The sequence below is a fragment of the Nonomuraea sp. GTA35 genome (assembly GCF_041950525.1).
Lineage (GTDB): Bacteria > Actinomycetota > Actinomycetes > Streptosporangiales > Streptosporangiaceae > Nonomuraea.
This window is the reverse complement of the sequence record NZ_JBGNUV010000006.1, coordinates 446,321-471,369: the sequence shown is the minus strand read 5'-3', so window position 1 is coordinate 471,369 and position 25,049 is coordinate 446,321. Positions and strand designations below refer to the sequence as shown.

Below are 25,049 nucleotides of genomic sequence, written 5' to 3'. Positions count from 1 at the left end.
AGGAACGATCCTTGCATGTAAATTGTGGACAGCAGCGGATAGACCTCCCGTCGGTGTGTACGGGAGAGCCCAACAACCTGGAAAGTTGCCCCAATAGTCCCTCTTCATGCTTGTTCCCGGAAGGGGTTTGAACGGCCTTCATGAGGGTGAAGGACTCAGAGGTCCCTCCTAGCCCGTAGGGTGCAGAAACGTGAGAGCTATCCGCCGGTTTACCGTCCGCACCGTCCTGCCCGCGGAGCTGGCCGCCCTCGGCGAGCTCGTCCACAATCTCCGATGGTCCTGGCACCCGGAGACGATGGACCTCTTCGCGGAGGTGGACGCCGCCCTGTGGGAACAGGTCGGGCACGATCCCGTCGCGCTGCTCGGCGCCGTCACGCCGGCCAGGCTGAGCGAGCTGGCGGCCGACCGCCGCTTCCTGCGCCGCCTCGCCGACGCCGCCGACGACCTGCGCGAATACATGACATCCCCGCGGTGGTACCAGACGCTGCCCCAGGGCGCGCGGGCCATCGCGTACTTCTCCCCCGAGTACGGCATCGCCGCCGCGCTGCCGCAGTACTCCGGAGGCCTCGGCATCCTCGCGGGAGACCACCTCAAGGCGGCCAGCGACCTGGGCGTGCCGATCCTCGCCGTCGGCCTGCTCTACCGCCACGGCTACTTCACCCAGTCGCTGTCGCCCGAGGGCTGGCAGCTCGAGCACTACCCGTCGCTCGACGCGGGCGGGTTGCCGCTGAGCCTGCTGAAGGACGCCGAGGGCGCGCCCGTCAAGATCCGCCTGGCCCTGCCCGACGACCGGGTGCTGCACGCGCAGGTGTGGGTGGCGCAGGTCGGGCGGATCCCGCTGCTGCTGCTCGACTCCGACGTGGCCGACAACGACACCGCCGCCCGCGACATCACCGACCGCCTCTACGGCGGCGGCACCGACCACCGGCTCATGCAGGAACTGCTGCTCGGCGTCGGCGGCGTGCGCGCGATCAGGGCCTACTGCAAGATCACCGGCCATGCCGAGCCCGAGGTCTTCCACACCAACGAGGGCCACGCCGGCTTCCTCGGCCTGGAGCGCATCCGCGAGCTGACCGAGGCGCGGATGACGTTCGACGAGGCGCTGGAGGCGGTGCGCGCCGGCACGGTGTTCACCACGCACACCCCCGTCCCCGCCGGCATCGACCGCTTCCCCGTCGACATGATCGAGCGGCACTTCGGCGGCGCCAACGCCTGGCCGACGGTGCCGGTGGAGCGCATCCTCGCGCTGGGCGCGGAGTCCGACCCCGGACGGTTCAACATGGCCGTCATGGGCATGCGGCTGGCCCAGCGGGTCAACGGGGTGTCCCAGCTCCACGGCGAGGTCAGCCGGGAGATGTTCAAGAATCTTTGGCCGGGATTCGACCTCGACGAGGTGCCGATCGGCTCGATCACCAACGGCGTGCACGCGCCCACCTGGGTCGGCAGGGAGCTCATGGAGCTCGCCGGGCGCGAGGTGCCCTCGCTGCTGGAGCGGGCCCGCGGCTGGGACGCCATCCAGAAGATCTCCGACGCCGACATCTGGGAGATCCGCGGCGTGCTGCGCCGGCGGCTGGTCGAGGGGGCCAGGGCGCGGCTGCGCAGGTCGTGGCGCGAGCGCGGGGCCTCCGACGCCGAGCTGGGCTGGATCGACGACGCGCTCGACCCCGGGGTGCTGACGATCGGGTTCGCCCGGCGGGTGCCGTCGTACAAGCGGCTCACGCTCATGCTGCGCGACCCCGAACGGCTCACCGAGCTGCTGCTCGACCCCGACAAGCCGGTGCAGATCGTCATCGCCGGCAAGGCCCACCCCGCCGACGAGGGCGGCAAGAAGCTCATCCAGCAGATCGTCAAGTTCGCCGACCGCGCCGACGTGCGGCACCGGATCGTCTTCCTGCCCGACTACGACATGACGCTCGGGCAGCTCATGGTCCAGGGCTGCGACGTGTGGCTGAACAACCCGCTGCGGCCCCTGGAGGCGTCCGGTACGTCCGGCATGAAGTCCGCGCTGAACGGCGGGCTCAACCTGTCGATCCGCGACGGCTGGTGGGACGAGTGGTACGACGGCACCAACGGGTGGGCCATCCCCACCGCCGACGGGGTGAGCGACCCCGACCGGCGCGACGAACTGGAGGCCGCCGCCCTGTACGACCTGATCGAGCACGAGGTGTCCGACCGGTTCTACGACCGGGCGCTCGACGGACTGCCGCGGCGCTGGATGGAGATGGTCAAGCACACGCTGACCTCGCTCGGGCCGAAGGTGCTCGCCGGCCGCATGCTGCGCGACTACGTCGTCGACCTGTACAACCCGGCCGCCGCCGCGGCCCGCGCCCTGAGCGCCGACTCCTACGCCCCCGCCAAGGCGTTCGCCGCCTGGCGGGTGCGGGTCACCCGGGCCTGGCCCGGGGTGCGGGTGGAGCACGTGGAGGCCGCGGGCGTGGGCGACACCCCCGAGGTCGGCGCCGCCATGGAGCTGCACGCCACGATCGCACTCGGCGACCTGGAGCCGGACGACGTGCTGGTGGAGGCCGCGCACGGCAAGGTCGGCCCGCACGACGAACTCGTCCACCCCTCGTACACGAAGCTGACCGTGCGCTCGGTGGACGACGACGGACGGGCCCACTACACGGGCGGCGTCCCGCTCGACCGCACCGGCGCCTTCGGCTACACGGTCCGCGTGGTCCCGGCCCATCCACTGCTGGCCACCCCGGCCGAGCTGGGCCTGATCGCCGTCCCGGAGGAGCCCGCAGGCATGACGAACGGCACGCTGCGGTAGGAGTACCGGCCACGGACGTCGGTGACAGTCACTTCGAACGGTGAGAAACGTGGCGCTCGCTTATCGGGCACAGGCGGCATAATCGGTCCGTGGACGACAGTAGGAACGGCTTGCGCGCCGACACTCTTGTGGCCACGGTCCGCGGTGTGCTGCCGTCCCTGACGCCTGCCGCCCAGACCGTCGCCCGCCTCATCCTGGAGGACCCCGCGACGGTGGCCAGGAGCACCATCACGGAGCTCTCCGCCGCCTCGGGCACCAGCGAGGCCACGATCGTACGCACGGCGAGGCTGCTCGGCTTCGCCGGATACCCGCAGCTCAGGCTGGCCTTGGCGGCGGCGGCCGCGCAGCCCGACCGGCTCGTGCCCGGCGACCTGGCCCCCGACGACCCCCTGTCGGAGGTCATCCAGAAGGTCGCGCGGGCCGAGTCGGAGGCGATCAACGACACCGTCGCCCAGCTCACCTCCGAGCGGCTCGGCCTGGTCGTGGACGCCATCGTCGGGGCCAGGCGGATCGACGCCTTCGGGGTCGGCGCCTCCGGGCTGGTCGCCGAGGACGTCGCCCAGAAGCTGCTGCGCATCGGCCTGTCCAGCCACGCCTTCCAGGACGCGCACCTGGCGCTGACCAGCGCGGTGCTGCTGCGCAAGGGCGACGTCGCCATCGGCATCAGCACCTCGGGCGAGACCCCCGACGTGATCGAGCCGCTGAGCCGGGCCAAGGAGGCCGGGGCCACCACGGTCGCGATCACGAACAACCCGCGCTCGTCCATCGCGGAGCTGGCCGAGCACGTGCTGATCTCGGCCGGGCGCGAGACGGAGTTCCGTCCCGGCGCCCTGGCCAGCCGGATCAGTCAGCTCCTCGTGGTCGACTGCGTGTTCGTCGGCGTCGCCCAGCGCACGTTCGACTCCTCCCAGGAGGCGCTGGCGAGCACCAGGCGCGCCGTCAAGGAGTTCACCCGGAGAACGTCACCTGCACGTCGTCAGCCTTGACGAACATCACGCGGTGCCCGAACTGGATCTCCAGGTACTTGGTCCTGCCCCTGACCACCTTGTGGTCCTCCAGGTTGAAGGTGACCGCGCGGTAGTACTCCGTGGCGGCCGGGCCCGCGAGCGTGTACTTCTCGCCGGCGGAGAACGTGTACTGCAGCGGCGTCACCGCCTGGTACGGGACGCCCTCCGGGTACGCCTCCTGCTCCGGGTACGCCCTGCCGTACACCGGGACCGTCGCCTTGCCCGGCTTCGGCGTGACGACCAGCCCCATAGACGGCACCGCGGTCGGCGCGGCGGCCGGGTTGTGGAACCAGGCCTTCTGGCCGAGGTACCAGATGGCCGTCCAGTCGCCCTGGCGGTCGGCCACGGCGAAGCGCTGGCCGGTGCTGGCGCGGGCGCTGTGGTCGTACACGCTGTAGAGGGATTCGCCGGTCGGATGCTTGCCGATGTCCTTGACCAGCGGCGCGTCCGCGCGGGGCTCGGTACGCAGCCAGACGGTGCCGGCGGGCAGCGGCGGGCAGGCGGCTTGCGGGTTCTTGCGGTCGCAGCCGTAGAAGTAGGGCTTGTTGGTGGCGAAGTCCGGCTTGATCATGACCGATCCCGCGCGGGGGCTGCCGAATCCGTGCAGCGGGGCGCCCATGAGCTGGAAGTAGTGCGCCCAGTCCCAGAACGGCCCCGGGTCCTCGTGCATGCCGCGCACGGTCGTCGGCAGGGTGCCGGGGACGTTGTCGTGGCCCAGGATGTGCGCGCGGTCCAGCGGCACGGCGTGCTTGAGCGCCAGGTAGCGGACCAGGCGGGCGCTCGACCGGTACATCGCCTCGGTGTACCAGGTGCCGCCCTCGGCCAGGAAGCCCTCATGCTCGAGGCCGATGGACTTGGCGTTGATGTACCAGTTGCCGGCCTGCCAGCCGACGTCCTTGGTCTTGATGTGCTGGGCGATGTGGCCGTCGGACGAGCGGATGGAGTAGTGCCAGCTCGCGCCGTAGTTCGGGTCCTGGTTGAGGCGGATGGAGGGCAGGAAATATCCCTCCATGTCGTGGATGATGATGTAGTCGACCTTCTGGCTGAACGGGCGGTTCGCCAGGTCGTAGTGGCCGTAGTCGTTGTCCGGCAGCTCCTGGTAGGCGGCCGGGATCCACTCGCAGGAGATCGAGGCGGGGCACTCCACGCCGTCGGGGCGTGACGGGCGCAGGCCGAGCTTCTCCAGCCACTTCTCGATCTTCTCCAGGCCGGGCACGGCCTTGAGCGCGACCTGCTCGCCGTCGTCGGTCGTCCGGGTGGCGCCCTGCTCGATCACCGAGAAGACCTCGTCGGCGAAGAATTTGGCCGCCCCGGCCTCCTCGGCGCCCGAGTAACGGGCGACGGCGCCGTACCACTCGCCGGGGTCGTCGCTGAGCGGCGCGCCGAGCGCCTTCTGGTAGTCGGCCAGCAGCGCCGCGCCGCCGCGGATGTTGGCGGCGTCGTCCGTGCGCAGCTTCTCGTGGCTCTCACCGGTCAGCGCGGCGGCCCGCTCCATGGTGCGCAGCGAGGCGGGGACGTCGGCGGGCGCGGAATGCTCGCCCGGCGCGGGCAGCGGGCGGCTCTCGTCGCCGCGGGCGTCCTCCGAGCCCTCGCTGTGATGGTTGGCGGAGGTGAACGCGGCGGCGTCGGTCAGGTGCATGGGCCCGAAGCCGGCGTCGCTGGAGGGCTGCCCGGCGTGGGCGTCCCAGCGGGACTCCAGGTAGGAGACGCCCAGCAGCACGCTCTCCGGCACCTGGAACTCCTCGGCGGCCGCCGCGAACGCCTGCTGCCGGTCGGCGGGATCCTGGGCGTGAGCTGCGCTGAGATTGCTTAACGGGAGGACGGCGATCAGGGAGATCGCCAGTAGTCTGCGCATGGGCACTCCTCGGGACTGGGGGGCGCGTCGTGCAGTTCAGCGTCTCAACATTTTCCTTCGCAGGCGAGATCTTTGCGAAGATATTTTTCAGCTTTGACGTCCGTGCTCGTGCTCACCAGCTGGGCTCGCCGGCTGGGCTCACCGGCCGTGCCAGGAGCGCCAGAGGTCCGCGTACGCCCCGCCTGCCGCGACCAGCTCGTCATGCGTTCCCAGCTCCGTGAGCCGGCCCTCCCGCATCACCGCCACCCGGTCCGCGTCGTGCGCGGTCTGCAGCCGGTGGGCGATGGCGATGACCGTGCGGCCCCGGAGCACGGCGGCCAGCGCGCGCTCGGTGTGCCGGGCCGTGCGCGGGTCCAGCAGCGCGGTCGCCTCGTCGAGGATCAGCGTGTGCGGGTCGGCCAGCACCACGCGGGCCAGCGCCAGTTGCTGGGCCTGCGCGCCGTCCGGGCGGTGGGCGCCGTGGCCCAGGTCGGTGTCCAGGCCGTCGGCGAGGTCGCCGATCCAGTCCGCGCCCACCGCAGCCAGGGCCGCGCGCAGCTCGGCGTCCGTGGCGGAGGGGGCGGCGATGCGCAGGTTGTCGCGCACGGTGCCGAGGAAGACGTGGTGCTCCTGGGTGACGAGGACGACGCGCTCGCGCAGCTGGGCCGGGCCGAGGCCGGCCACGGGGACGCCGCCCACCGTGACGGAGCCCGTCTTGGGGACGTCCATGCCCGCAAGCAGCCTGCCCAGCGTGGTCTTGCCCGCGCCGGAGGGCCCGACGATCGCCAGGCGCTCGCCGGGGCGTACCCGGAGATTTACCCCGTGCAGGACGTCGGGTCCGCCGTCGTAGGCGAAGCGCACGCCGGAGACCTCGATGCGGTCGTCGGCCGGCACGGGGGAGGCCTCGGCAGGGCGCGAGGTCAGGGCCGGCCCCTCCACGCGGGCGAACGAGGCGGTGCTGCTCTGCAGGCGTTCGAGCTGCTCAAGGATGGTGTTGAGCGGCTCGGAGAGCTGGGTCAGGTAGAGCGCCGCGGCCACCACCGTCCCCAGCGTCACGGCGCTCGGCTCCCGCATCAGCAGCGCGCCGCCGAGCAGCAGGACGGCGGTGACCGGCAGCACGTGCGAGACGTCCACCACCGGGAACAGCACGCTGCGCAGGAACAGCGTCCTGAGGCGGGTGCGGCGGCACTCCTCGATCGCGCCCTGGCAGGCGTCGATGCGGCGGCGCTCCAGGCGCAGCGCCTCCATCGTGCGGGCGCCGCCGGTGGTCGAGGCCAGCTCCTCGGCGAGCGCCGAGTTCGCGCCGCCCTCGTCCAGGTACGCCGTGACCGCCCGGCGCAGGTACCACCGGGAGGCGAACCAGATGCCCACCAGCCCGAGCAGCCCGCAGGCCCCCAGCCGCGGATCCAGCACGAAGACCGCGACCAGCACGAACAGCGCCCGCACCGCGGCGATCGCCACGTCCGGCCCCGCGTCACGCAACGTGGCCCCGACGGAGGCGACGTCGGTGGTGCCGCGGGTGATCAGGTCACCCGTGCCGGCCCGCTCGACCGCCGACGACGGCAAGGCGAGTGCCCGCTCGGCGAACTGCTCCCTGATGCGGGCCAGCGTGCGCTCGCCGAAGCGGTGGCCGACGTAGCTCGCGTACCGGGACAGCAGGAGCTGGGCCACGGCGCAGACCAGGATGGCCAGCGCCAGCCGGTCCACGGTGGCCGGGCTCGCGCCGGCCTTGACCTCGTCAATGATGCGGCCCAGCAGCCACGGCGCGGCCAGGCCGGCGGCGGCGGCCAGGGCGTTGAGCGTGAGCATGCCGGCGAAGGCGCGGCCGTCCAGGCGGATCAGGCGCAGCGTGGCCCGCCGGGTCTGCCTGGGATCGGCGATCGGCAGGCCGCCGGTGGTGTCGTCCTGGGCGGCAGCGGCCGGCCCTCGGGTGGCGGCGCTCATCGAGTGCGCTCCTCGGCCGCGACGTCGCCTCGGTTTGCCGCCGCTCATCGAGTGCGCTCCTCGGTAGCGACGCCGCCTCGCTTGCCGCCGCTTCCGCTGTCACCGTCAGCGCCGCCGGCGTCCGCGCCGTGCTCGTCGTCATCGGTGCCGCGCGAGACCAGCGCGCGGTAGCCGGGTTGGTCGCGTAGCAGGTCGTGGTGGGACCCTGAGGCCGCCACCACGCCGTCCACCAGGTAGTGCACGAGGTCCGCGTGATCCAGGACGAGCGGCGAAGTGGTGGCGACGGCCGTGGTCCGGCCGGCGCGGGCCGCGCGCAGCCGTTCCGCCACCGTCGACTCCGTGTGGGCGTCCAGGGCCGAGGTGGGCTCGGCGGCCAGGAGGATCTCCGGGTCGGCCAGCAGCGCGCGGGCCAGCCGCAGCCGCTGCCGCTGCCCGCCCGACAGGTTGCGGCCCTGGGCGGCGACGGCCGAGCCGAGCCCGTCCGGCAGCGCCTGCACGATGTCGTCGGCCATGGCCGCGTGGATCGCCCGCGCCACGTCCTCGTCCAGCGAGCGTGTGCGGATCCTGGCGTCCTCGTTCAGCGAGCGCGTGCGGCCCCTGGCATCCTCGTCCGGCGCATCGAGGCGGCCGGCGACGACCGAGCGCAGGGTGCCCGCGAACAGGTCCGCCTCGTTGTCGGCCACCAGGATCCGCTCGCGCAGCCGTACCGGGTCGATGTCGCGCAGGCGCACCCCGCCCCAGGTGGCCTCCGACGCGGTGAACCCGCCCAGCCGGTCCAGCACCGCGACCGGCTCCGACGGCCGGGCGCTGACCAGCGCGGTCAGCTTGCCGGGCGCGATCTCGACGCCGGACGCCGGATCGTGCAAGGGGGCGGGTGCCGGCGGAGGGGCCAGGTCGCCGCCGGAGATGTCGGGCTTCAGGGTCAGGAAGTGCACGACCCTGCGGGCGGCGACCAGGCCGCGGCCGATGTCGTAGCCGCCCTCGACGAAGAACGAGACCGGCACCACCAGCACGGCGGCGTACCCGTACACCGCCACCAGCTCCCCGACCGTGATGTCCCCCTGCACGGCCATCCGGGCCGCCAGCCACGTCACCGCCCCCAGGAACAGCGTGGGCAGGCCCACCCCAAGGGCGTGGATCCAGCTCGTCACGGCCCCGACCCGGTAACCCTGGTCCCGCAGCTTCCGGGAGCCGTGCCGGTAGCGGGCGGCGTAGACGTCCTTGCCGCCGATGCCGTTCAGCACCCGCAGCCCTCCCGCGATGTCGGCGAACCGGGCGGCGAGCTCGCCCTGCCGTACCCGGTAGGCCGTCTCCACCCCGCGCAGCCGCCCCAGCAGCGGGCCGAGCAGCACGACGAGCAGGGGCACGCCCAGCAGCACCACGGCGGCCAGCAGCGGGGAGACGGTCAGCAGCAGCCCGGCCACGACGGCGTAGGCCAGCACCGCGCCGACGCCCGGGCCGGTCACCGTGAGAGTGCCGCTCATCACGGCGGCGTCGCCGAACCCGATCGTGACCACCTCCCCGGCCGTCACCTTGCGCGGCAGCGCCGCACCCAGGCGCGTCGCCTGAAGGGCCACCACCTGTACGGATCGGAACGCGGCGTCCATGCGCACCCGGGTCATCGTCCGGTGACGCATGATGGCCAGCCAGGCGTTCAGCAAGCCGATGCCGAACACGGCGGCGGCCCACCCGGCCAGCACGGGCCAGCGCCCCTTGGCCAGTCCGTCGTCGATGGCGCGCGACAGGAAGTACGGCGGCAATGTCAGGCTGACCATCCACGCGGTGCCCAGGCAGGCGCCCGCCAGGACCCGGCCGCGCTGTTGCGTCACGAGCCACCACAGGTATCGCCCGGCGCTGCGGCAGTCAGGGGTGCCCGGATTCATTGTCCGATCCGCCATGCCTTGCACCCTATTGAGCGCAGAGTCCGGATCCATCGGTAGGGGCACCGCGAGAGGGACGGCGCGGTGCGCGCCCTGACGGCCCGCGTAACGTGATCACGACACGACGGCGGCCCACGTTACGCGATCATGGCACGAGGACGACCTTGCCCGTGGTCTGCCGGGACTCCAGCGCCGCGTGCGCCGCGGCGGCCTGCGACAGCGGGAACACCTGCACGTCCGGCACCAGCGTGCCGTCGGCCGCCGCCGCCAGCGCCCTGACCTCGTACGCCGGCCGCTCATCCGGCCGGCCGAGCAGCAGGAGCAGGGCGTTGGTCACGGCCAGGCCGCGTTCCCGCACGGTCTCGGGGTCCGGCGTGAAGTCGCCCTGGGAGGCGTTGCCGATGGTGACGTACCGGCCGCCGTCGGCCAGCAGCTCGAACGCCGCGCGCGCCTTGTCGCCGCCGACCCCGTCGAGCAGGGCGGTGACCTTCCTGCCGCCCAGCCACGAGCCGACCTCCTCCTGCCAGGAAGGGACGTCGTAGTCCACGGCGAAGTCGGCGCCCAGCTCGCGGACGGCCGCCACCTTGCCGGGGCCGCCCGCCGCGCCGATAACCTGGGCGCCGAGGCGGCGCGCGTACTGGATGATCAGCCGCCCGATCCCGCCCGCCGCCGAGGTCACCAGGACGACGTCCGAGGAGGTCAGCTCGGCCACGTCGAGGAACTGCAGCGTGGTGACGCCGGTGACGATCATCGCGACGGCCGCCTCGTGGCTCAGCCCGGCGGGCAGCCGGTGCAGGCCGTCCACGCCGGCCACGGCCAGCTCCGCGTACCCGCCGGGCTGCCCGCCCGAGGTGACCACGTCACGGCCGATCCAGGCGGGGTCCACTCCCGGCCCCACGGCGTCCACCTGCCCGGACACCTCGCCGCCGAAGACGGCCGGCAGCTCGGGCAGGGGCGGCAGCGAGTCGCTGGCCAGGCCGGCGCGCATCATGGTCTCGACCAAGTGCACGCCGGCCGCCTTGACGGCGATGCGCACCTGGCCGGGGCCGGGCTCGGGGTCGGGGACGGTCTCGTAGCTGAGGTTCTCGGCGGGGCCGAAGGCGTGCAGGACGACGGCGTGCATGGTGTTCTCCCGTAGGGCTCTGTCCGGTTGCTCCCTACGAGCGTGCAACCTCAACTTTGCTTCAGGTCAACCCGTCAGCCGACGTCGAGCACCGCCTTGCCGTGCAACCGGCCCTCCACCAGGGCGGCGACGGCCTCGTCCGCCCGCTTCCACTCGCCGCGCCAGGAGATCCCCGGGTCGATGTCGCCGGCGGCCACGCGGGCGGCCAGCCAGGTCAGGTCGGGGACCAGGTCCGCGCCGTCCAGCAGGTAGAAGGTGACGACGGAGCGGTCGTGCCGGCCCTCGTCGCCGAAGAGCGCGCCGAACGGGAAGACCTCCGCCTCGCCCGTGCCGTGGCCGACGGAGACCAGCGTGCCGTGCGCCGCGAGCCGGTCGAACGCCGCCACGAGCTGGGGCCCGCCGACGTTGTCCACCACCCCGTCCACCAGGCCGTCCGCCAGCTCCGGGCGGGCGACCACCTCGTGGGCGCCCAGCGCGCGCAGCCCGTCGCCGTGCCCCGCCGGGTCCCCGGTCGAGGCGATGACGTGGGCGCCGGCGCGGCGGGCGAGCTGCACGGCGTACCGGCCCACACCTCCCGTGGCGCCCGTCACCAGCACCCGCTTGCCCAGCAGCGGCCCGATCCTGCGCAACGCGCGCAACGCGCTGGCGCCCGCCACCGGGACCGTGCTGATCGCCCCGAGGTCGGCCCCGGCCGGTACGACGCCGAGCGTCGAGGTGTCCACGGCACGCAGCTCCGCCCACGCGCCGTCGTAGCCGATGGTGATCACCGGGGTGCCGGCGGCCGGGCCGGAGCCGTCGGCCGCGGCGCGCTCGACCACCCCCGCGGCGTCCCAGCCGAGCACGGCGCCGTCGCCGGCGTGCTCGATGCCGTGCTTGACCTCGCCGAAGTTGAGCGACGTGGCGTGCACCCGGACCAGGGCCTGGTGCGGCTCCGGCACGGGATCGGCGGTCTCGCCGAGGCGCAGGCCGGAGGGGGTCGAGTGGTCGATCAGCAGAGCACGCATGGGTTCGCGCCTTTCAGGAAGGTGACAACGTCAATTTATGCCACTCAGTGGCATAAGCGTGCAAGTGGCGTTCGCCGCTTGCATACACTTCCCTGCATGACCTCCGCACCGCCCCTGCGCGAACGCAAGAAGCAGCGCACCCGGCAGGCCCTGATCGACGCCGCACTCGACCTGTTCGGCAGCCGCGGCTTCGGCGGGGTCACCCTGGACGAGCTCTGCGAGGAGGTGGAGGTGTCCAAGCGCACGTTCTTCCGGTACTTCGCCGGCAAGGAGGACGTCGCGATGGCGCCGCTGCATGACATGTGGGGGGTCTTCCTGGAGGAGCTGGAGACGATCCCGGCCGATGGGCGGCCGCTGGTGGAGCTGATGCAGGCGGCCCTGCTGGCCGCGCTGGAGCGGGTGGCCGACGAGGCGTGGGCCGGGAGGGCCGTGCTGAGCTACCGGCTGTCCCAGGAGACGTCCACGATGGACGCGCACAACCTGCACTTCTGCGAGAGCACCATGGGGTCCGTGGTGGAGGTGCTGCACCGGCGGCTCGACCTGCCGGACGATCCGCGTACCCGGCTGGCGGGCGACATGCTCGTGGCGGCGTGGCGGGTCGCGGTCGGCGGGTGGGCGGCCGAGGCGGGGGACCCGCCGTCCGTGCCGGCGCTCGCCGCCCGCGTCCGCGCCGCGGTGGCGGCCCTGCCCGGAAGCCTCACGCTGACCGCCACCCCCCGGTCTGAAGCACGCTGACCGCACGCCCCCTCGGCTCGTCCGCGCTCACCGGTGCTCACCCCCGCTCACCGGCGCTCACCCGCGCTCGCCTGCGGACCGCACCCCGGCGCGGATCGCTAGGGCACGAGCTTCAGCGAAGGGCGCCGGTCGGGCAGGCCGATCAGCTCGCGTACGCGGGCGATGGGCCAGGCCAGCTCCTGCGCCAGCGTCGCGACGCTCAGCCCGCTCTCCCGGCCGGCCAGCTCGAACGCCTGGGCCAGCAGCACCGGCTGCTCGCCCGGATAGCCGGAGACCGGCTCGTTGGTGAAGCCCGGCTGGTCGCGCAGCGCGGCCAGGCGCTGGTAGGCGCGGCCGGCGGCGGAGTCGGACAGCAGCCCCGTCTCCCTGCACCGGTAGAGCAGCGAGTCGACCGACACCCCCCACGTCAGCCGCAGCTCGGCCAGCCGCCGCAGGTCGGCGCGGAGCGGGAGCTGGGGCAGGACGCTGTCGCGCGGCGTGAGGAACTCGGCCGCGAACGCGTCGGCCTCCCGCTCCTGCTGCGGGTCGCCCGCCGCCGTGTCGCCGTGCAGCACCAGGTGGCCCAGCTCGTGGGCCGCGGTGAAGCGGTGGCGGTAGATGTCGTCGAACCGGTTGGGCGTCAGCACGACGATCGGCCGCGGCAGGCTGGAGGTGGAGAAGGCGTCGACGGTGACCGCGTCGGGGTCGTGGCGGGGGAAGGCCACGACGATGCCGTGCGACTCCATGCGGCGCACGAGATGGCCGATCGGGCCGGTGCCCAGCCCCCAGTGGGCGCGCAGCGCGCGGGCCGCGCCCGCCGGGTCGCGCGGCAGGTCGGAGTGCATCTCGCCGCCCGCGAACCCGGGCAGGTCGACCGGGGGGAGCTGGACGCGCTTCTCCAGCGCGTAGGTCAGCTCCCACACCTGCTCGACGAAGGCCACGGCCTTGGCCCGCTGGTAGGCGCGGGTGGAGCGGAGGCTGCGGAAGTGCGCCATGGAGCCGTCGAGCTTGCCGTGCGGGCGCCCCGACAGGAAGAACGCCACCGGCACCGACAGCACCTCGGCCAGCCGCGGGATCAGGTCGGGGCGGGGCCGGGTGACGCCGGACTCGTACTGGCCGACCGCGGCGGGGGAGACGCCGAGGTGCTCGGCGACCTCCTTCTTGGTGAGCGCGGCCAGGTGGCGGGCCTGGGTGAGGCGGGTGGCGTCGAACGCGTCGGCGACCGCCTGCGGGCTCGGCCCGCCCACCCGGGAACTCCGGCCGCCCGCGTCACGCGGCGGCCGCCCGCCCGTGCCGGAGTCACGCACCGCTGGCGGCTTCTGGCCCGAACGGCAGCGGCTCGGCGACCGGCGCCCCGAGGTGCGCGGCGCCCCTGCGCGGGTTGAGCGCCGGCGCGGGCGGCACCCCCTGGTCGAACGCCGCGGCCTCGCCCTCGCGCCGGGCGGGCGCCGCGCTCTCCTGCACCAGCGGGATCTCCTCGCAGTGGTGCCAGCGCAGGCTGCCGGTACGGTCGAGCAGCTCGGCCTCGCCCCACCAGGCGTCGAGCAGCCCGGCGTGCGCGTTGCAGGCGTAGGCGATCAGCACCAGCCGGGTGTCCTCCGGCAGGTCGCCCAGCGCCTCGGCGACCGGGACGGCGTGCGGCGCGACGTCGTGCAGCGCGAGCTGCCGCATCCGCGGCTCGGGCCCGAACCGGTTGAACAGCGCCTGCACCAGCGCCGACGGCCGCCCGTCGCCGATGCGCGCGCTCATCACGCTGATCGAGCGGTCCTTGGCGTAGCGGAACGGGAACAGCAGCTTGCCGTCGAGCACGACCAGCTCGTGCTGGGAGCCGCCGGGCTTGACGACGCGCACGTCGCCCAGGTCCTCGAAGGCCTCGGCCAGCGCCTCGAACTTGCGGGACATCAGCGTGAACCCGAACGGATGCAGATGATCGGTCTGCGCCACCTTCTGGGCGTCGAGCGCGTTCTCCAGCGCCACCGACAGCGCCTCGGCGATGCCCTGTCTGATCAGGGGAACGCGCTGCCCGAACGTGTCGTGGGCCCACTGGGACATCCGCATGCCCGACCTCCCGCCGCTTTACTTTCCAACATCATAGACCCGCTCCGGCTTCATGTAGCCCGCACGACACACCTGCCCCATGCCCGTCCCTGCGCGCCGCACCACCGACCCGATGAACGCGCTGCACGAGCGCGACGACATACTCGGAGACATCGGCGACGGCGACCCCGAGCGGGCGCGGCAGCGCCTGCCGAGCCCGCTCCGCCGCGAACGACCGGACCGTGAAGAATCGGGAAGAGGCCCGCGCGTGACCAAGTGGACCGTCAACTGCTCCATCCTCTACACCGACCTGCCGCTGCTCGAACGCCCCGCCGCGGCGGCGGCCGACGGGTTCACGGCGGTGGAGTTCTGGTGGCCGTGGCCGGTGGCGGTGCCGGGTGACCGTGACGTGGACGCGTTCGTCCGCGCGATCGAGGACGCCGGCGTCCGGCTCACCGGGCTCAACTTCTTCGCCGGCGACATGCCCGGCGGCGACCGCGGCGTGGTGTCGTGGCCGGGCCGCTCGCGCGAGCTGCTCGACAACATCCCCGTGGTGGCGGCCATCGGCGAGCAGCTGGGCTGCCGCGCCTTCAACGCCCTGTACGGCAACCGCGTCGACGGGGCCGGCGCCGAGGAACAGGACGAGCTGGCCGTCGAGATGTTGTCCGCCTGCGTGGCGGGGGTGCCGGGCACCGTGCTGCTGGAACCGGTCAGCGGCGCGCCGCGCTACCCGCTGCTGACGGCCGCCGACGCGGTGGCCGTGCTCGACCGCGTGCCGGGGGCAGGGCTGCTCGCCGACTTCTACCACCTGGCCGTCAACGGTGACGACGTGCCCGCCGTCATCGAGCGGTACGGATCGCGCGTCGCCCACGTACAGATCGCCGACGCGCCGGGCAGGGGCGCGCCGGGAAGCGGCGAGCTGCCGCTGCGGCAGTGGATCGACGACGTGCGCGCCGGCGGGTACGACGGGCACGTCGGCCTCGAATATCTCGCGAAGGGGCCGGGCGCGTTCGCCTGGCTGCCCAGGGAGCAGCGGCCGTCCGCGTGACGCCCACCGAACTCGACACGGAAGGATCTTTCGACGTGACCGCCATCGCCTTCATCGGCCTCGGCATCATGGGCAGCCCCATGGCCGTACACCTGGTCAAGGCCGGGCACGCCGTGGCCGGCTACAACCGCACGCCCGAGAAGGCCGGGCCGCTGGCGGCGGCCGGCGGGCGGGCGGCGGAGTCGATCGCCGACGCCGTGACGGGCGCGGAGGTCGTCGCGCTCATGGTGCCCGACTCGCCCGACGTCCAGGACGTGCTGGCCGGCCCCGGCGGCGTCTTCGAGCACGCGGCCCCCGGCACGCTGATCATCGACTTCTCCTCGATCCGCCCCGACGTCACGCGCGAGCTGGCCGAGGAGGCGGGCCGCCGCGGCCTGCGCTACCTCGACGCCCCCGTCTCGGGCGGGGAGGCCGGCGCCAGGAACGCGGCCCTGTCGATCATGGTCGGCGGGGACGCGGACGCGTTCGAGGCCGCCAGGCCCGTCTTCGAGGCGGTGGGCAGGACCGTCGTGCACGTCGGGCCGAGCGGCTCCGGCCAGACGGTCAAGGCCGCCAACCAGCTCATCGTGGCGGCCAACATCGAGGCGCTGGCGGAGGCGGTGGTGTTCCTGCGGGCGTACGGGGTGGATCTGGAGGCGGCGCTGGAAGTGCTCGGCGGCGGCCTGGCGGGCTCCGCGGTGCTCAAGCAGAAGGGCGCCAACATGGTGGGCCACTCCTTCGAGCCCGGCTTCCGCATCGAGCTGCACCACAAGGATCTGGGCATCGTCACCTCGGCCGCCCGCGAGGCCGGGGTCGTGCTGCCGCTCGGCGCCCTGGTGGCCCAGCTCGTCGCGTCGGCGAACGCGGTCGGCGACGGCGCCCTCGACCACTCGGCGCTGCTCCGCGGCGTCGAACGCCTCTCGGGCACCGCCTGATCAAGCCGAACCCAATTCTGTCACTCTAAGTGACAAGTGAGGCCGGTAGTTGATTACTTAGTGTAATCACCGCAGTAGTCGTGGGCCATGTTCTCATCGCGATCATGGCCCGCCCGCACGGCGACCGCCGCAACCATGACCATCCTGGCCCTGGTTCCGGCCGCCGGCGCGGGCGCCGCCTCTCCCGCCGAACTCCCGCCCACCCTCTCCGCCCCCGCCGCCTACGCGCAGCTCCACCAGCTCGCCATCGCCGAGCCCCGCTCGATGGCCGGCTACAGCCGCGCCCGCTTCCCGCACTGGACGTCGCAGGGACACTCCTGCGACACCCGCGAGACCGTGCTCGCCCGCGACGGCCTCGACGTCAAACAGGACGAGAACTGCCGGGCCATCAGCGGCACCTGGCACAGCGTGTACGACGGCAGGGACTTCACCGACGCTTCCAACCTCGACATCGACCACATGGTGCCGCTGGCCCAGGCGTGGCGGTCGGGCGCGAACACGTGGACCGACGCCCGCCGCAGGCAGTTCGCCAACGACCTCGAAGGACCGCAGCTCCTCGCGGTCTCGGCCGCCTCGAACCGCTCCAAGGGCGACCAGTCACCCGACCAGTGGAAGCCGCCGCTGCGCTCGTACTGGTGCACCTACAGCCGGGCCTGGATCGACGTCAAGTCCCGCTACGACCTCACCGTCACCGAGGCCGAACGGGACGCGCTGACCGAGATGGTGGCGACCTGCTACGGGGACACCGGGGCCTGAGTGAACGCCGAGACCTACCAGAGCAGCGTCGTCGCCGGGCCCGGCGGGGTGATGACCGAGGAGGTCGGCGTCATCACCGGCGAGGTGACGGTGCGGACGGTGGTGGCCGGGGGCCGGGTGACGGTACGCGTGCAGTACCTGGACGCCGACGAGTGGTACGAGGTCGAGGGCAGCCCCCTGGGGCGGGCCACCGACCCCGGCCCGCGCCTCCACCAGGAGATCGTCCAGGCCGTACGGCGCGGCATGCCCGAAGGCCTGACCGGCTTCCACCCACCCACCTGAACCCGTCCACCCGCTGGCCCGGCTCGCCAGCCCGACGTGCGACGCGCCGGGCCGGCGGCCCGCCGGCCCGGCACCCTTGTGCGGCGACGTGCCGCCTCGGCACCGCACCTGGCGACTCGTCGCGTCGGCGGCGGGGTGTAGGCGTGTTGCCTCGGTGTGCCAGGTGGCACGTCGCCTCAGCGTGCCCGGTGGCGGCACGTTGTCCTGATGCGCCGGGTCGGCGGGTCGTTGTGCGGTGGGGCTCGGCGCAATGCGGACGGCGCCCGGGCCTATCCGGAAACGTGCCGGGCCAGCTCCCCGGCCGTCAGCGCCGCGCCCGGCGGGGTCGGCGCTGGGTGCGCGCGCATCCCGGCGAGCACCAGGCGCGCGGCCCGTTCCCGCAGCTCCTCGCCCAACCCGGCGGGCACCGTGGGCAGCCCCCGCACGAGCAGCCCGACGACCCCCACCACATCACCCACGCCGACGTCAGCACGCAGCGCACCCTCGTCGTGGCCGGCCCGCACGATGTCGTCGAGCACCTTGAGCAGGCGATCACGTGTCGCACCGCTCTCCGGCCCGGCGGCCGCATCGGGCGCTCGTTCGCCAGCGGCCGCGTCCGGCGTCCGCTTGCCTGCGGTCGTGCCGGGCGTCCGTTCGCCAGCGGCCCCCTCGACCGCCGCGAGCGGATCCAGCCCCAGCCCCGCACACCCCGCCACGAACCGGCTGAGCGCGTCGAACGCCCACGTCTCCTCCGACCGCGCCTCCTCCGCCAGCGCGATCATGCGATTCACCTGGTCGGCGAGCATGGCCCCCTGGTTCCTTCCGGCCTCCGCTGTCAGATGGCCCGGCGCGCTCATGCGGTCAGCCGCCTTCCTCTGCTCGTCCATCGGCTTCCTCACAGCAGCCTAACCCCGAGTGTGCGAGGCCCGATTTCCGCAGACCAGCACACGCGCACGGCGCCACCATCCCGGATCTGTCGGTGCCCTCACGTTGAATGGCCCGCATGGAGACACCCACGCGCGAAGGGCCGTTCTGGGACGTGATGGCCGGCCGGGCGGCCCCGCCTCCCGCCGCCACCACCCTCGGCTGGGAGCTGCTGCACGTCGATCCCGATCAGGGGACGATCGAGGTGGCGTTCACGGCCGGCGAGAGCTTCACCAACCCGATGGGCGTGGTCCAGGGCGGCTTCCTGGCGGCGATGCTCGACGACACGCTCGGGCCCGCGCTGGTCGCGACGCTGCCGCCCGGGCAGTTCGCGCCGACGCTCGACCTGCACGTCCAGTTCCTCCGCCCGGCCCGCCCAGGCCGGCTGGTGGGCCGGGGCAGGGTCGTACGGCGAGGGCGCCAGGTGTGCTTCATGTCCGGCGAACTGCTGGCCCCCGACGGCGAGCCCGTCGCCGTGGCCACCGCGACCGCGTACATCCAGACGATCGAACAGGGGTGACTGTCACGGGAGCCGGCTGGCTGCTCGCGCATGACCGTCATGAGGCTGCAAGGGCGCGTACCCGAGCAGCGCCTTCGCCTCCCGCCGGGCGGTCAGGAGAGAGGCGGGCTCGTTGGCGCGCATGGCGTCGTGCCCCCGCCGAATGGGTCCAACAGGTAGGCGCCTACGATCGCCGCATGCTTGATCGAAGCCATCCCGGCGAAGAACTGCCGACCGGGCGGCTGTCGCTGCGACGCCCGGTGCCGGATGACATCGACGCGATCTTCGCCATCCACAGCGACCCCGCCACGTGCCTGCACAACCCCTCCGACGCCCTGTCCGAGCGTGAGGAGACGAGGGAGCTCTTCCAGCGTTGGGATGATCACTGGCGGCGTTTCGGCCACGGCTACTGGGTGGTGCGACGCCGTGGCTCGGACCGGACGCTGGGGTTCTGCGGGACCAAGGTCATGGACCTCAACGGCACGAGCGTGCTCAATCTCTTCTACCGCTTCGAGGTCTCGTCCTGGGGTCAAGGAGTGGCCGGCGAGGCCGCGACCGCAGTGGTTGAGTGGGTGACGGAACGCGTTCCCGAGCTGCCCGTCATCGCCCGTGTGCGGCCGGCCAACGTCGCCTCTCAACGGGTGGCGGTGCGGGCCGGCCTGGTACGGGCCGAACACCTCGACACCGCCGGCGAGGACGGCCTGGACTGGATCTTCGCGAAGAACCTGCCTGGCTGAGGGGTTGTGCGCATCAGGTGTCCCATGGGGCCTGGTAGTGCCGCACGCTGGGCGGTTCGCCGGGCAGGGAGCCGGTGTTGTGGGCCTTCAAGCCGTCCAGAGCGATGGTCAGCAGCCGCGAGCGGATCCCTTCCTCGCTCTGCCCCGGCGGGGCTGGGACTGTGCGGCCGAACTGGCCGATGAGCAGGGAGATGTCCATCGTGGACACGTTCGCGCGGAGCAGTCCTGCGCGGTGAGCGCGCGCGATGAGTTCGCCGGCCAGACACTGGGCGCGCTGGTTGGCCTGCCGCATTTCGGACGTGACGTCGATGGCGCCGGCCAGCGGGGCCAGGATGCCGAAGCCGAAGGCCACGCATTGCTGGATGTAGGAGACCACTCCCTGCCAGGGATCCTCGCCGAGATCGAGCAGCACATCCTGACCCTCGGCGTGCCCGCCACCATCCTGCGGCCGGTGTTCTTCATGAACAACCTTCTGCACTACGCCGACGCCGCGGGCGAGCGACTCCTGGCGTTGCCGGTCAAGCCGGACAAGCCGATGCAGCTCATCGCCACCGACGACATCGGCGTCTTCGCCGCTGACGCCTTCGACCACCCCGCACAGTTCATCGGCCGGCAGCTCGAACTCGCCGGCGACGAGCTCACTTTCCCCGAGGTCGCGGAGATCTACGAGCGCGTCACCGGCACGCCGACCAGGTTCGAGGCGCTGCCGATCGACGAGCGCATGTTCGAGTCCTGTCGGCTCGCACGCGAGGGGAAACCGGGCCCGACGATCAGGCGAGCGCGGGCAGGTGCGTTTCAGGTGAGCCGTCGCCGGTAGACCTCCCTGGCGCGCTCGTACAGGGCCAGGTGGTCGCCGAGTTGCTCGGGCGTCTCGAACGTGCCGAACCTGCGCAGCACCACCTCCAGCCGGTCCAGCCAAGCCAGGCACCACCGCACGTCCGCCTCCCTGGCCACGTGCCCGCCCGCGACGTCCACGTACACCGGGCTGGTGTGGGCGTAGGCGCCGGAGCGGTGCATGCTGCGCGGGTGCGGCCCGCCGGAGGCCACGGCGACCACGTACGTCGGCTCGCGCACCGACACGAAGGCCGTCAGCCGCCCGGGCGGGCCCTGGGCCAGCACGCCGTCCGCGGTGCGGATCTCCAGCGTCTCGACCTCCGGCCCGACCGAGGAGACCGCGATCTCCACCCGCTGACCGGGCGAGAGTTGCAGCGTGTCGCCGGGGCCGTGCCCGTTCACGGTCAGCTCCAGCCACGGCCCGGTGGTGGCGAAGGTGCGGCCGAGCAGGATGGCTTCGGCGTACGACTCGGCGGTGAGCGGGCCGGCGACGTTGGCGTACACGCGTTCCCAGCCGGGCGGGGAGGAGGCCGTGCCGCGGCGGCAGAAGGACAGCACGGCGTCGGTGCCGGCCGTGACCGCCAGCCGGTTGCCCGCGCCGATCAGGCGGCGGTAGACGGCGGCGGTGGCCGCGATCGAGGAGTGGTTGAGCACGTCGAGGGTGTCGATCAGGCCGAGCGCCGCGTCGGCCACGATCTCCCTGGCCGCGCACGAGCGCCCGCGGTCGATCACGACGTCCGGCGGGTCGTCGTCGCCGAACGGCGTGTGGAACGGGTGCCCGTACCCGGTCACCCCGCCCAGCGCCCGCAGCTCCTCCAGCGCCACGGCGTTCGGCGGCCAGTCGGCCGTGCCGCGGAAGCCCGAGTGGTAGCGGCGCGGCGGCTCGCGCAGCCCGAACGCGGTGCAGTGGCCGACCACGTCGTTGCGGTACTCGACGCCGAGCCTGGCCAGGTGCCGGTCGTCGGACCACGGCAGGTCCTTGCCCGCCCAGTGCTCCAGCGCCTCCACGTCGTAGACCCGTTCACTCGCTACGTTGCCGGCCACGAGGTTGAGCACGTGCAGGTCCTCGCCGTGCTGCGCCGTGGCGGCCAGGGCGGGCGCGGCCGGCTCCTCGCCCATCCAGTTCAGGTGGACGTGCAGGTCGCCGCCGTACCAGCCGCGGGCGGCGGCGTCGTACAGCCGCTCGGGGGTCAGCTCGACCAGCGTCGTCGCGCCGGCCTCCGGGGTCACCACGATCTCGGCGGTGGTGTACTCCATGCCCCTGGCCACGCCGACGGTGATCGGTTCGGCGGGCACCTCGACCACGAGATCGTCGCCGTGGAAGTACGGCCGCCGGTGGGCGTCCCGCTTGGGCGGGACGCCCCGCGGATACCAGCCCTGCCCGTTCGCCCCCATGACGCTCCACCGGCAGGGGAACCCGGCCCGCACCCTGATCGCGGCCGTCTCCGCCCGCCTGCTCAGCGGTGACAGGTCGATCGGCCGCCCGCCCACCAGCACGGACTCGGCCACCTCGACCACCTTGGCGCCGCGCGGCCCCAGGGTGTACGGGATCCCGTCCACGACCACGGTGACCGGCTCGTCCCGGCTGGAGTCGAGCAGCAGCCCCGTACGGAAGGGACTGCTGCCCAGCACCACCTGCGTGTCGGCCTCCAGCAGGCACCCCTCGGGGGTCAGGCGCAGCGCGGCCAGGTTGTCCAGCACGTCACCGCCGAGCGCGTCACGCACGACCCGGTCGGGGTCCACCTCGCCGAGGTAGTCCTCCAGGTCCTCCGCGGGCACGCCGGGGTGGTGCTCGGCCGCCTGGCGCAGGGCCGCGGCCCAGTAGCCGTAGCGGTTGTCGAGGAAGACGGTGGCCCAGGCCTGCACCACGTATCCCAGGGGCGGCTCGCCCCAGCGGACGTCGAAGGTGTTCCGCAACGATCGGTAGTCCGCCAGTGCGGCGGCGACGGCGGGAGGCAGCAGCGGATCGTCACACATCGGATACTCCCTGAAGAGGACGCGCCGTCATCGTGACACGAATCGTCCGCTGCGTCCTCCGACTCTGGGTACGGGGAGGTCATGACGCACATCATCGATCGCGAGGCCGTGCACGACCTGCTCGCCACCAGGCAGGCGCAGCTCGTCGAGGTGCTGCCGGAGCGTGAGTACCAGTGGGCGCACCTGCCGGGGGCCGTCAACCTGCCGCTGGGCCGCATCGGCGGCTCGCCGCCGCTGGAGCGGGGGCGCCCGGTCATCGTGTACTGCCACGACTGGCTCTGCGACCTGAGCCCGCGGGCCGCGCACCGGCTCGAACGCCTGGGGTTCGGCGAGGTGTACGACTACGGGGTGGGCAAGATGGACTGGTTGTCCGCCGACCTGCCGTACGACGGCCACGCCGCCCTGGTGTCCAGGAACGTGCGCAGGGACCCGGTGACCGCCGGGCTGGACGACCCGCTGGGCATGCTGACCGGGCGCATCATCGCCGACCCGGCAGGGCTGGCCGTTGTGGTGGACGAGGACGACGTCGTCCAGGGCGTGATCGGCTCGCGCGAGCTCAGGGGCGGCGACCTCGACGGCACCGCCGAGAGCGTCATGCGGGTCGGCGCCACCACCGTGCGCCCGAGCGAGGAGATCGACCCGCTGGTCCAGCGCATGGACCAGGCGAAGGTGGACCACGTGGTGGTCACCCAGGCGGACGGGACCCTGGTGGGCCTGTTCGGCCTCGGCGACACCCGCCCGCCCGAGAACGACTCCGACCAGGGCTGACGGTCCAGGCCCCGACCCGCCGGCCCGGTCCTGGACCGCCGACCGGTCCCGACCCGCCGACGGACCACCGGTCAGGCCGGGACCCCGCCCGGCCGGGGCGTCAGGTCCGCCGGTCGAGGCGGAACGTCGGGTGCCCGGGCTTGCCCGGCTGGGCGTCCAGCGACTTGTCGTCGAGGATCGGCACCGCGTCCTCGGCGACGAACACGCGCACGTCCTCCTTCTCCACCACCTGGTCACCGGCCTGCGGGTTGCTCGCGAGCGAGACCTCCAGCGTGCCCGCCTCGTCGGCCTTGGGCGAGATGCGCAGGCCGGCATCGGGAGGCACGTCCTCCCCGACCATGAGATCCCGGATGGCCTCCACGGCGTTGTCGGTCAAAGTCAGCACGGCCTGCTCCTTCACTTGCGGGAGAACTCCGCCTCCCCCGCCTCCACCAGCCCAAACACCGCCCCGGCATGCTCGGGCGGGTCCCGGGTAGGCGCAGCGGCATGGGTAAGAAGGATGGAGCCGTGCTGGACGTCCTGCTCGACCGCTACGGCCGCACGTACGCGGCCGAAGCCGGCATCAAGCTGGCCGACCAGCCGAAACCGCTCTACCAGCTTCTCGTCCTGGCCACCCTGCTCAGCGCGCGCATCTCGGCCGAGGTCGCCGTGGCCGCCGCCAGGGAGCTGTTCGCGGCCGGGTACGGCACGCCCAAGGGCATGCGCGAGGCGAGCTGGCAGGACCGGGTGGACGCGCTGGGCCGCGGCCACTACCGCCGCTACGACGAGCGCACCGCCACGATGCTCGGCGACGGCGCCGACCTGATCATCGACCGCTGGAAGGGCGACCTGCGCCGCCTGCGCGACGAGGCGGGCGGCGACGAGCGGCGGCTCATGGACCTGCTGATGGAGTTCCCCGGCATCGGGCCGACCGGGGCCGACATCTTCCTGCGCGAGGCCCAGGCCGTCTGGCCGCAGGTTGCGCCGCACCTGGACAAGCGGGTGCTGGACGGCGCGGGCAAGCTCGGGCTGCCCCGCCAGGCCGGCCCGCTGGCGGAGCTGGCGCACTCGGGCGACGAGCTGGCCCGCCTGTCGGCCGCCCTGGTGCGGGTCTCGCGCAGCAAGAAGTCGGTGGACGCGGTCAAGTCCGCGGCGGCGGCCGGGTGAGCACCTGTTAGGTTCGATCACATGGGTGAGTTTGTGAGCGTCGAGGTGGCCGACCAGATCGCCACGATCCGTCTCGACCGGCCGAAGATGAACGCCCTCAACGGCCAGGTCCAGGGTGAACTCGCCGAGGCGGCGGGCATCGTGGACGCCGACCCGCAGGTGCAGGCGGTGATCCTGTACGGCGGGGAGCGGGTGTTCGCCGCCGGGGTGGACATCAAGGAGATGGCCGACATGTCGTACGCCGACATGGCCGCCCACTCCGGCACGCTCCAGGCCTGCTTCACGGCGGTCGCGAAGATCGGCAAGCCGGTCATCGCCGCGATCACCGGTTACGCCCTGGGCGGCGGCTGCGAGCTGGCCCTCTGCGCCGACTTCAGGGTCGCGGGCGAGTCGGCCAAGCTGGGCCAGCCGGAGATCCTGCTCGGCATCATCCCCGGCGCGGGCGGCACCCAGCGGCTGCCCCGCCTGGTCGGGCCCGCCCGAGCCAAGGACCTCATCTTCACCGGGCGCCACGTGGGGGCCGCCGAGGCGCTGGCCATCGGGCTGGTCGACCGGGTGGTGCCGGACGAGCAGGTCTACACCGCGGCTCTCGAGTGGGCCGCCACCTTCGTGGGCGGGCCGGCGATCGCGCTGCGCGCCGCCAAGCAGGCCGTGGACCACGGGCTCGAGACCGACCTCGACAGGGGGATGGAGATCGAGCGCCTGCAGTTCTCCGGCCTCTTCGCCACCGAGGACGCCAAGATCGGCCTGCGCGCGTTCGCGGAGAAGACCAAGCCCAAGTTCACGGGCCGGTAGGCAGGCCCGGACGAACAGCTCGCCGATGGTCGGGGCGGTCGCCGCGCGACGTGGACCGGCCACGTGGCGGGCGA

Annotated in this window: 24 protein-coding genes; 13 read left to right on the top strand and 11 right to left on the bottom strand. The window is 73.0% G+C overall.

Translation table 11 applies throughout. The features are described from left to right. Positions 1 to 190: 190 nt before the first annotated feature. Positions 191 to 2,773: an alpha-glucan family phosphorylase gene (gene glgP, locus ACBJ32_RS28785; protein WP_375129336.1), complete on the top strand. Its 2,583-nt coding sequence runs from the start codon at positions 191 to 193 to the stop codon at positions 2,771 to 2,773. An 89-nt stretch (positions 2,774 to 2,862) separates the two neighbouring features. Next, the gene (locus tag ACBJ32_RS28780) at positions 2,863 to 3,759 is read left to right on the top strand and encodes a MurR/RpiR family transcriptional regulator (RefSeq protein ID WP_357872001.1); all 897 of its coding nucleotides are present in this window, start codon (positions 2,863 to 2,865) and stop codon (positions 3,757 to 3,759) included. Here the strand turns inward: ACBJ32_RS28780 and ACBJ32_RS28775 are convergent. The 5 genes from ACBJ32_RS28775 to ACBJ32_RS28755 all read right to left on the bottom strand — a co-directional run bounded on the left by ACBJ32_RS28775 (position 3,722) and on the right by ACBJ32_RS28755 (position 11,565). Continuing rightward, the gene (locus tag ACBJ32_RS28775; RefSeq protein WP_375129335.1) at positions 3,722 to 5,635 is read right to left on the bottom strand and encodes an N-acetylmuramoyl-L-alanine amidase; all 1,914 of its coding nucleotides are present in this window, start codon (positions 5,633 to 5,635) and stop codon (positions 3,722 to 3,724) included. The genes ACBJ32_RS28780 and ACBJ32_RS28775 overlap by 38 nt on opposite strands. A gap of 138 nt (positions 5,636 to 5,773) precedes the next feature. After that, positions 5,774 to 7,558, bottom strand: coding sequence for an ABC transporter ATP-binding protein (locus ACBJ32_RS28770; protein ID WP_375129334.1), 1,785 nt, complete (start codon positions 7,556 to 7,558; stop codon positions 5,774 to 5,776). 44 nt (positions 7,559 to 7,602) lie between these two features. Beyond that, on the bottom strand, positions 7,603 to 9,456 hold the full coding sequence (locus ACBJ32_RS28765; RefSeq protein ID WP_375129333.1) for an ABC transporter transmembrane domain-containing protein: 1,854 nt from the start codon (positions 9,454 to 9,456) through the stop codon (positions 7,603 to 7,605). 127 nt (positions 9,457 to 9,583) lie between these two features. Continuing rightward, entirely contained in the window at positions 9,584 to 10,561 is a 978-nt protein-coding gene (locus tag ACBJ32_RS28760; RefSeq protein ID WP_375129332.1) for a zinc-binding dehydrogenase, read from the bottom strand. A gap of 74 nt (positions 10,562 to 10,635) precedes the next feature. Further along, positions 10,636 to 11,565: a zinc-binding dehydrogenase gene (locus tag ACBJ32_RS28755; protein WP_375129331.1), complete on the bottom strand. Its 930-nt coding sequence runs from the start codon at positions 11,563 to 11,565 to the stop codon at positions 10,636 to 10,638. A gap of 96 nt (positions 11,566 to 11,661) precedes the next feature. Here ACBJ32_RS28755 and ACBJ32_RS28750 point away from each other — a divergent pair, with 96 nt between their 5' ends. After that, positions 11,662 to 12,300, top strand: coding sequence for a TetR/AcrR family transcriptional regulator (locus tag ACBJ32_RS28750; protein WP_375129329.1), 639 nt, complete (start codon positions 11,662 to 11,664; stop codon positions 12,298 to 12,300). 98 nt (positions 12,301 to 12,398) lie between these two features. Here the strand turns inward: ACBJ32_RS28750 and ACBJ32_RS28745 are convergent, their stop codons facing one another. Together ACBJ32_RS28745 and ACBJ32_RS28740 are read right to left on the bottom strand one after the other, a co-directional pair. Then, positions 12,399 to 13,586 (bottom strand): helix-turn-helix domain-containing protein, encoded by a 1,188-nt coding sequence (locus ACBJ32_RS28745; protein ID WP_375129328.1) that lies wholly within the window; start codon positions 13,584 to 13,586, stop codon positions 12,399 to 12,401. Next, positions 13,579 to 14,337: a hypothetical protein gene (locus ACBJ32_RS28740; RefSeq protein WP_357872022.1), complete on the bottom strand. Its 759-nt coding sequence runs from the start codon at positions 14,335 to 14,337 to the stop codon at positions 13,579 to 13,581. Before ACBJ32_RS28740 ends, ACBJ32_RS28745 begins: the two co-directional genes overlap by 8 nt. A gap of 79 nt (positions 14,338 to 14,416) precedes the next feature. Here ACBJ32_RS28740 and ACBJ32_RS28735 point away from each other — a divergent pair, with 79 nt between their 5' ends. From ACBJ32_RS28735 to ACBJ32_RS28720, 4 genes are all read left to right on the top strand, one after another. Further along, entirely contained in the window at positions 14,417 to 15,364 is a 948-nt protein-coding gene (locus tag ACBJ32_RS28735) for a hydroxypyruvate isomerase family protein (protein ID WP_375129327.1), read from the top strand. Positions 15,365 to 15,399: 35 nt separating this feature from the next. Then, positions 15,400 to 16,278 (top strand): 2-hydroxy-3-oxopropionate reductase, encoded by an 879-nt coding sequence (locus tag ACBJ32_RS28730; protein WP_375129326.1) that lies wholly within the window; start codon positions 15,400 to 15,402, stop codon positions 16,276 to 16,278. A 135-nt stretch (positions 16,279 to 16,413) separates the two neighbouring features. Beyond that, on the top strand, positions 16,414 to 17,034 hold the full coding sequence (locus ACBJ32_RS28725; RefSeq protein ID WP_375129325.1) for an HNH endonuclease family protein: 621 nt from the start codon (positions 16,414 to 16,416) through the stop codon (positions 17,032 to 17,034). Further along, positions 17,035 to 17,316, top strand: coding sequence for a hypothetical protein (locus ACBJ32_RS28720; protein WP_375129324.1), 282 nt, complete (start codon positions 17,035 to 17,037; stop codon positions 17,314 to 17,316). 269 nt (positions 17,317 to 17,585) lie between these two features. On the opposite strand, the gene ACBJ32_RS28715 is transcribed toward ACBJ32_RS28720, so the two are convergent. After that, a complete protein-coding gene (locus tag ACBJ32_RS28715) occupies positions 17,586 to 18,182 on the bottom strand; it encodes a hypothetical protein (protein ID WP_375129322.1) in 597 nt (198 codons plus the stop codon). A gap of 116 nt (positions 18,183 to 18,298) precedes the next feature. Between ACBJ32_RS28715 and ACBJ32_RS28710 the strand changes: the two genes are divergently transcribed. Continuing rightward, positions 18,299 to 18,739 (top strand): PaaI family thioesterase, encoded by a 441-nt coding sequence (locus ACBJ32_RS28710; protein ID WP_375129321.1) that lies wholly within the window; start codon positions 18,299 to 18,301, stop codon positions 18,737 to 18,739. A gap of 176 nt (positions 18,740 to 18,915) precedes the next feature. Next, positions 18,916 to 19,455, top strand: a complete 540-nt coding sequence (locus ACBJ32_RS28705) for a GNAT family N-acetyltransferase (RefSeq protein ID WP_375129320.1) — start codon at positions 18,916 to 18,918, stop codon at positions 19,453 to 19,455. Positions 19,456 to 19,468: 13 nt separating this feature from the next. On the opposite strand, the gene ACBJ32_RS28700 is transcribed toward ACBJ32_RS28705, so the two are convergent. Then, positions 19,469 to 19,807, bottom strand: a complete 339-nt coding sequence (locus tag ACBJ32_RS28700) for a hypothetical protein (protein ID WP_375129319.1) — start codon at positions 19,805 to 19,807, stop codon at positions 19,469 to 19,471. On the opposite strand from ACBJ32_RS28700, the gene ACBJ32_RS28695 reads away from it, so the two are divergent. After that, a complete protein-coding gene (locus ACBJ32_RS28695; protein WP_375129318.1) occupies positions 19,688 to 20,272 on the top strand; it encodes an NmrA family NAD(P)-binding protein in 585 nt (194 codons plus the stop codon). The two genes, ACBJ32_RS28700 and ACBJ32_RS28695, sit on opposite strands and share 120 nt — an antisense overlap. On the opposite strand, the gene ACBJ32_RS28690 is transcribed toward ACBJ32_RS28695, so the two are convergent. After that, complete coding sequence (locus ACBJ32_RS28690) at positions 20,251 to 22,266, bottom strand: CehA/McbA family metallohydrolase (protein WP_375129317.1); 2,016 nt, start codon at positions 22,264 to 22,266, stop codon at positions 20,251 to 20,253. The two genes, ACBJ32_RS28695 and ACBJ32_RS28690, sit on opposite strands and share 22 nt — an antisense overlap. 81 nt (positions 22,267 to 22,347) lie before the next feature. Here ACBJ32_RS28690 and ACBJ32_RS28685 point away from each other — a divergent pair, with 81 nt between their 5' ends. Then, positions 22,348 to 23,034 (top strand): rhodanese-like domain-containing protein, encoded by a 687-nt coding sequence (locus ACBJ32_RS28685; protein ID WP_375129315.1) that lies wholly within the window; start codon positions 22,348 to 22,350, stop codon positions 23,032 to 23,034. A gap of 100 nt (positions 23,035 to 23,134) precedes the next feature. On the opposite strand, the gene ACBJ32_RS28680 is transcribed toward ACBJ32_RS28685, so the two are convergent. Next, on the bottom strand, positions 23,135 to 23,419 hold the full coding sequence (locus ACBJ32_RS28680; protein ID WP_375129314.1) for a HesB/IscA family protein: 285 nt from the start codon (positions 23,417 to 23,419) through the stop codon (positions 23,135 to 23,137). A gap of 101 nt (positions 23,420 to 23,520) precedes the next feature. Between ACBJ32_RS28680 and ACBJ32_RS28675 the strand changes: the two genes are divergently transcribed. Together ACBJ32_RS28675 and ACBJ32_RS28670 are read left to right on the top strand one after the other, a co-directional pair. Continuing rightward, complete coding sequence (locus ACBJ32_RS28675; protein ID WP_375129313.1) at positions 23,521 to 24,180, top strand: endonuclease; 660 nt, start codon at positions 23,521 to 23,523, stop codon at positions 24,178 to 24,180. Between the two features lie 21 nt (positions 24,181 to 24,201). Next, the gene (locus ACBJ32_RS28670; protein ID WP_357872050.1) at positions 24,202 to 24,975 is read left to right on the top strand and encodes an enoyl-CoA hydratase-related protein; all 774 of its coding nucleotides are present in this window, start codon (positions 24,202 to 24,204) and stop codon (positions 24,973 to 24,975) included. Positions 24,976 to 25,049: the final 74 nt, after the last annotated feature.

Excerpts from the sequence above, each read along its gene's own strand:
- ACBJ32_RS28775 (WP_375129335.1), bottom strand. The coding sequence starts at position 5,635 with ATGCGCAGACTACTGGCGATCTCCCTGATCGCCGTCCTCCCGTTAAGC.
- ACBJ32_RS28770 (WP_375129334.1), bottom strand. The coding sequence starts at position 7,558 with ATGAGCGCCGCCACCCGAGGGCCGGCCGCTGCCGCCCAGGACGACACC.
- ACBJ32_RS28765 (WP_375129333.1), bottom strand. The coding sequence starts at position 9,456 with ATGGCGGATCGGACAATGAATCCGGGCACCCCTGACTGCCGCAGCGCC.
- ACBJ32_RS28760 (WP_375129332.1), bottom strand. The coding sequence starts at position 10,561 with ATGCACGCCGTCGTCCTGCACGCCTTCGGCCCCGCCGAGAACCTCAGC.
- ACBJ32_RS28755 (WP_375129331.1), bottom strand. The coding sequence starts at position 11,565 with ATGCGTGCTCTGCTGATCGACCACTCGACCCCCTCCGGCCTGCGCCTC.
- ACBJ32_RS28750 (WP_375129329.1), top strand. The coding sequence starts at position 11,662 with ATGACCTCCGCACCGCCCCTGCGCGAACGCAAGAAGCAGCGCACCCGG.
- ACBJ32_RS28740 (WP_357872022.1), bottom strand. The coding sequence starts at position 14,337 with ATGCGGATGTCCCAGTGGGCCCACGACACGTTCGGGCAGCGCGTTCCC.
- ACBJ32_RS28735 (WP_375129327.1), top strand. The coding sequence starts at position 14,417 with ATGCCCGTCCCTGCGCGCCGCACCACCGACCCGATGAACGCGCTGCAC.
- ACBJ32_RS28725 (WP_375129325.1), top strand. The coding sequence starts at position 16,414 with ATGACCATCCTGGCCCTGGTTCCGGCCGCCGGCGCGGGCGCCGCCTCT.
- ACBJ32_RS28715 (WP_375129322.1), bottom strand. The coding sequence starts at position 18,182 with ATGGACGAGCAGAGGAAGGCGGCTGACCGCATGAGCGCGCCGGGCCAT.
- ACBJ32_RS28710 (WP_375129321.1), top strand. The coding sequence starts at position 18,299 with ATGGAGACACCCACGCGCGAAGGGCCGTTCTGGGACGTGATGGCCGGC.
- ACBJ32_RS28705 (WP_375129320.1), top strand. The coding sequence starts at position 18,916 with ATGCTTGATCGAAGCCATCCCGGCGAAGAACTGCCGACCGGGCGGCTG.
- ACBJ32_RS28690 (WP_375129317.1), bottom strand. The coding sequence starts at position 22,266 with ATGTGTGACGATCCGCTGCTGCCTCCCGCCGTCGCCGCCGCACTGGCG.
- ACBJ32_RS28685 (WP_375129315.1), top strand. The coding sequence starts at position 22,348 with ATGACGCACATCATCGATCGCGAGGCCGTGCACGACCTGCTCGCCACC.
- ACBJ32_RS28675 (WP_375129313.1), top strand. The coding sequence starts at position 23,521 with ATGGGTAAGAAGGATGGAGCCGTGCTGGACGTCCTGCTCGACCGCTAC.
- ACBJ32_RS28670 (WP_357872050.1), top strand. The coding sequence starts at position 24,202 with ATGGGTGAGTTTGTGAGCGTCGAGGTGGCCGACCAGATCGCCACGATC.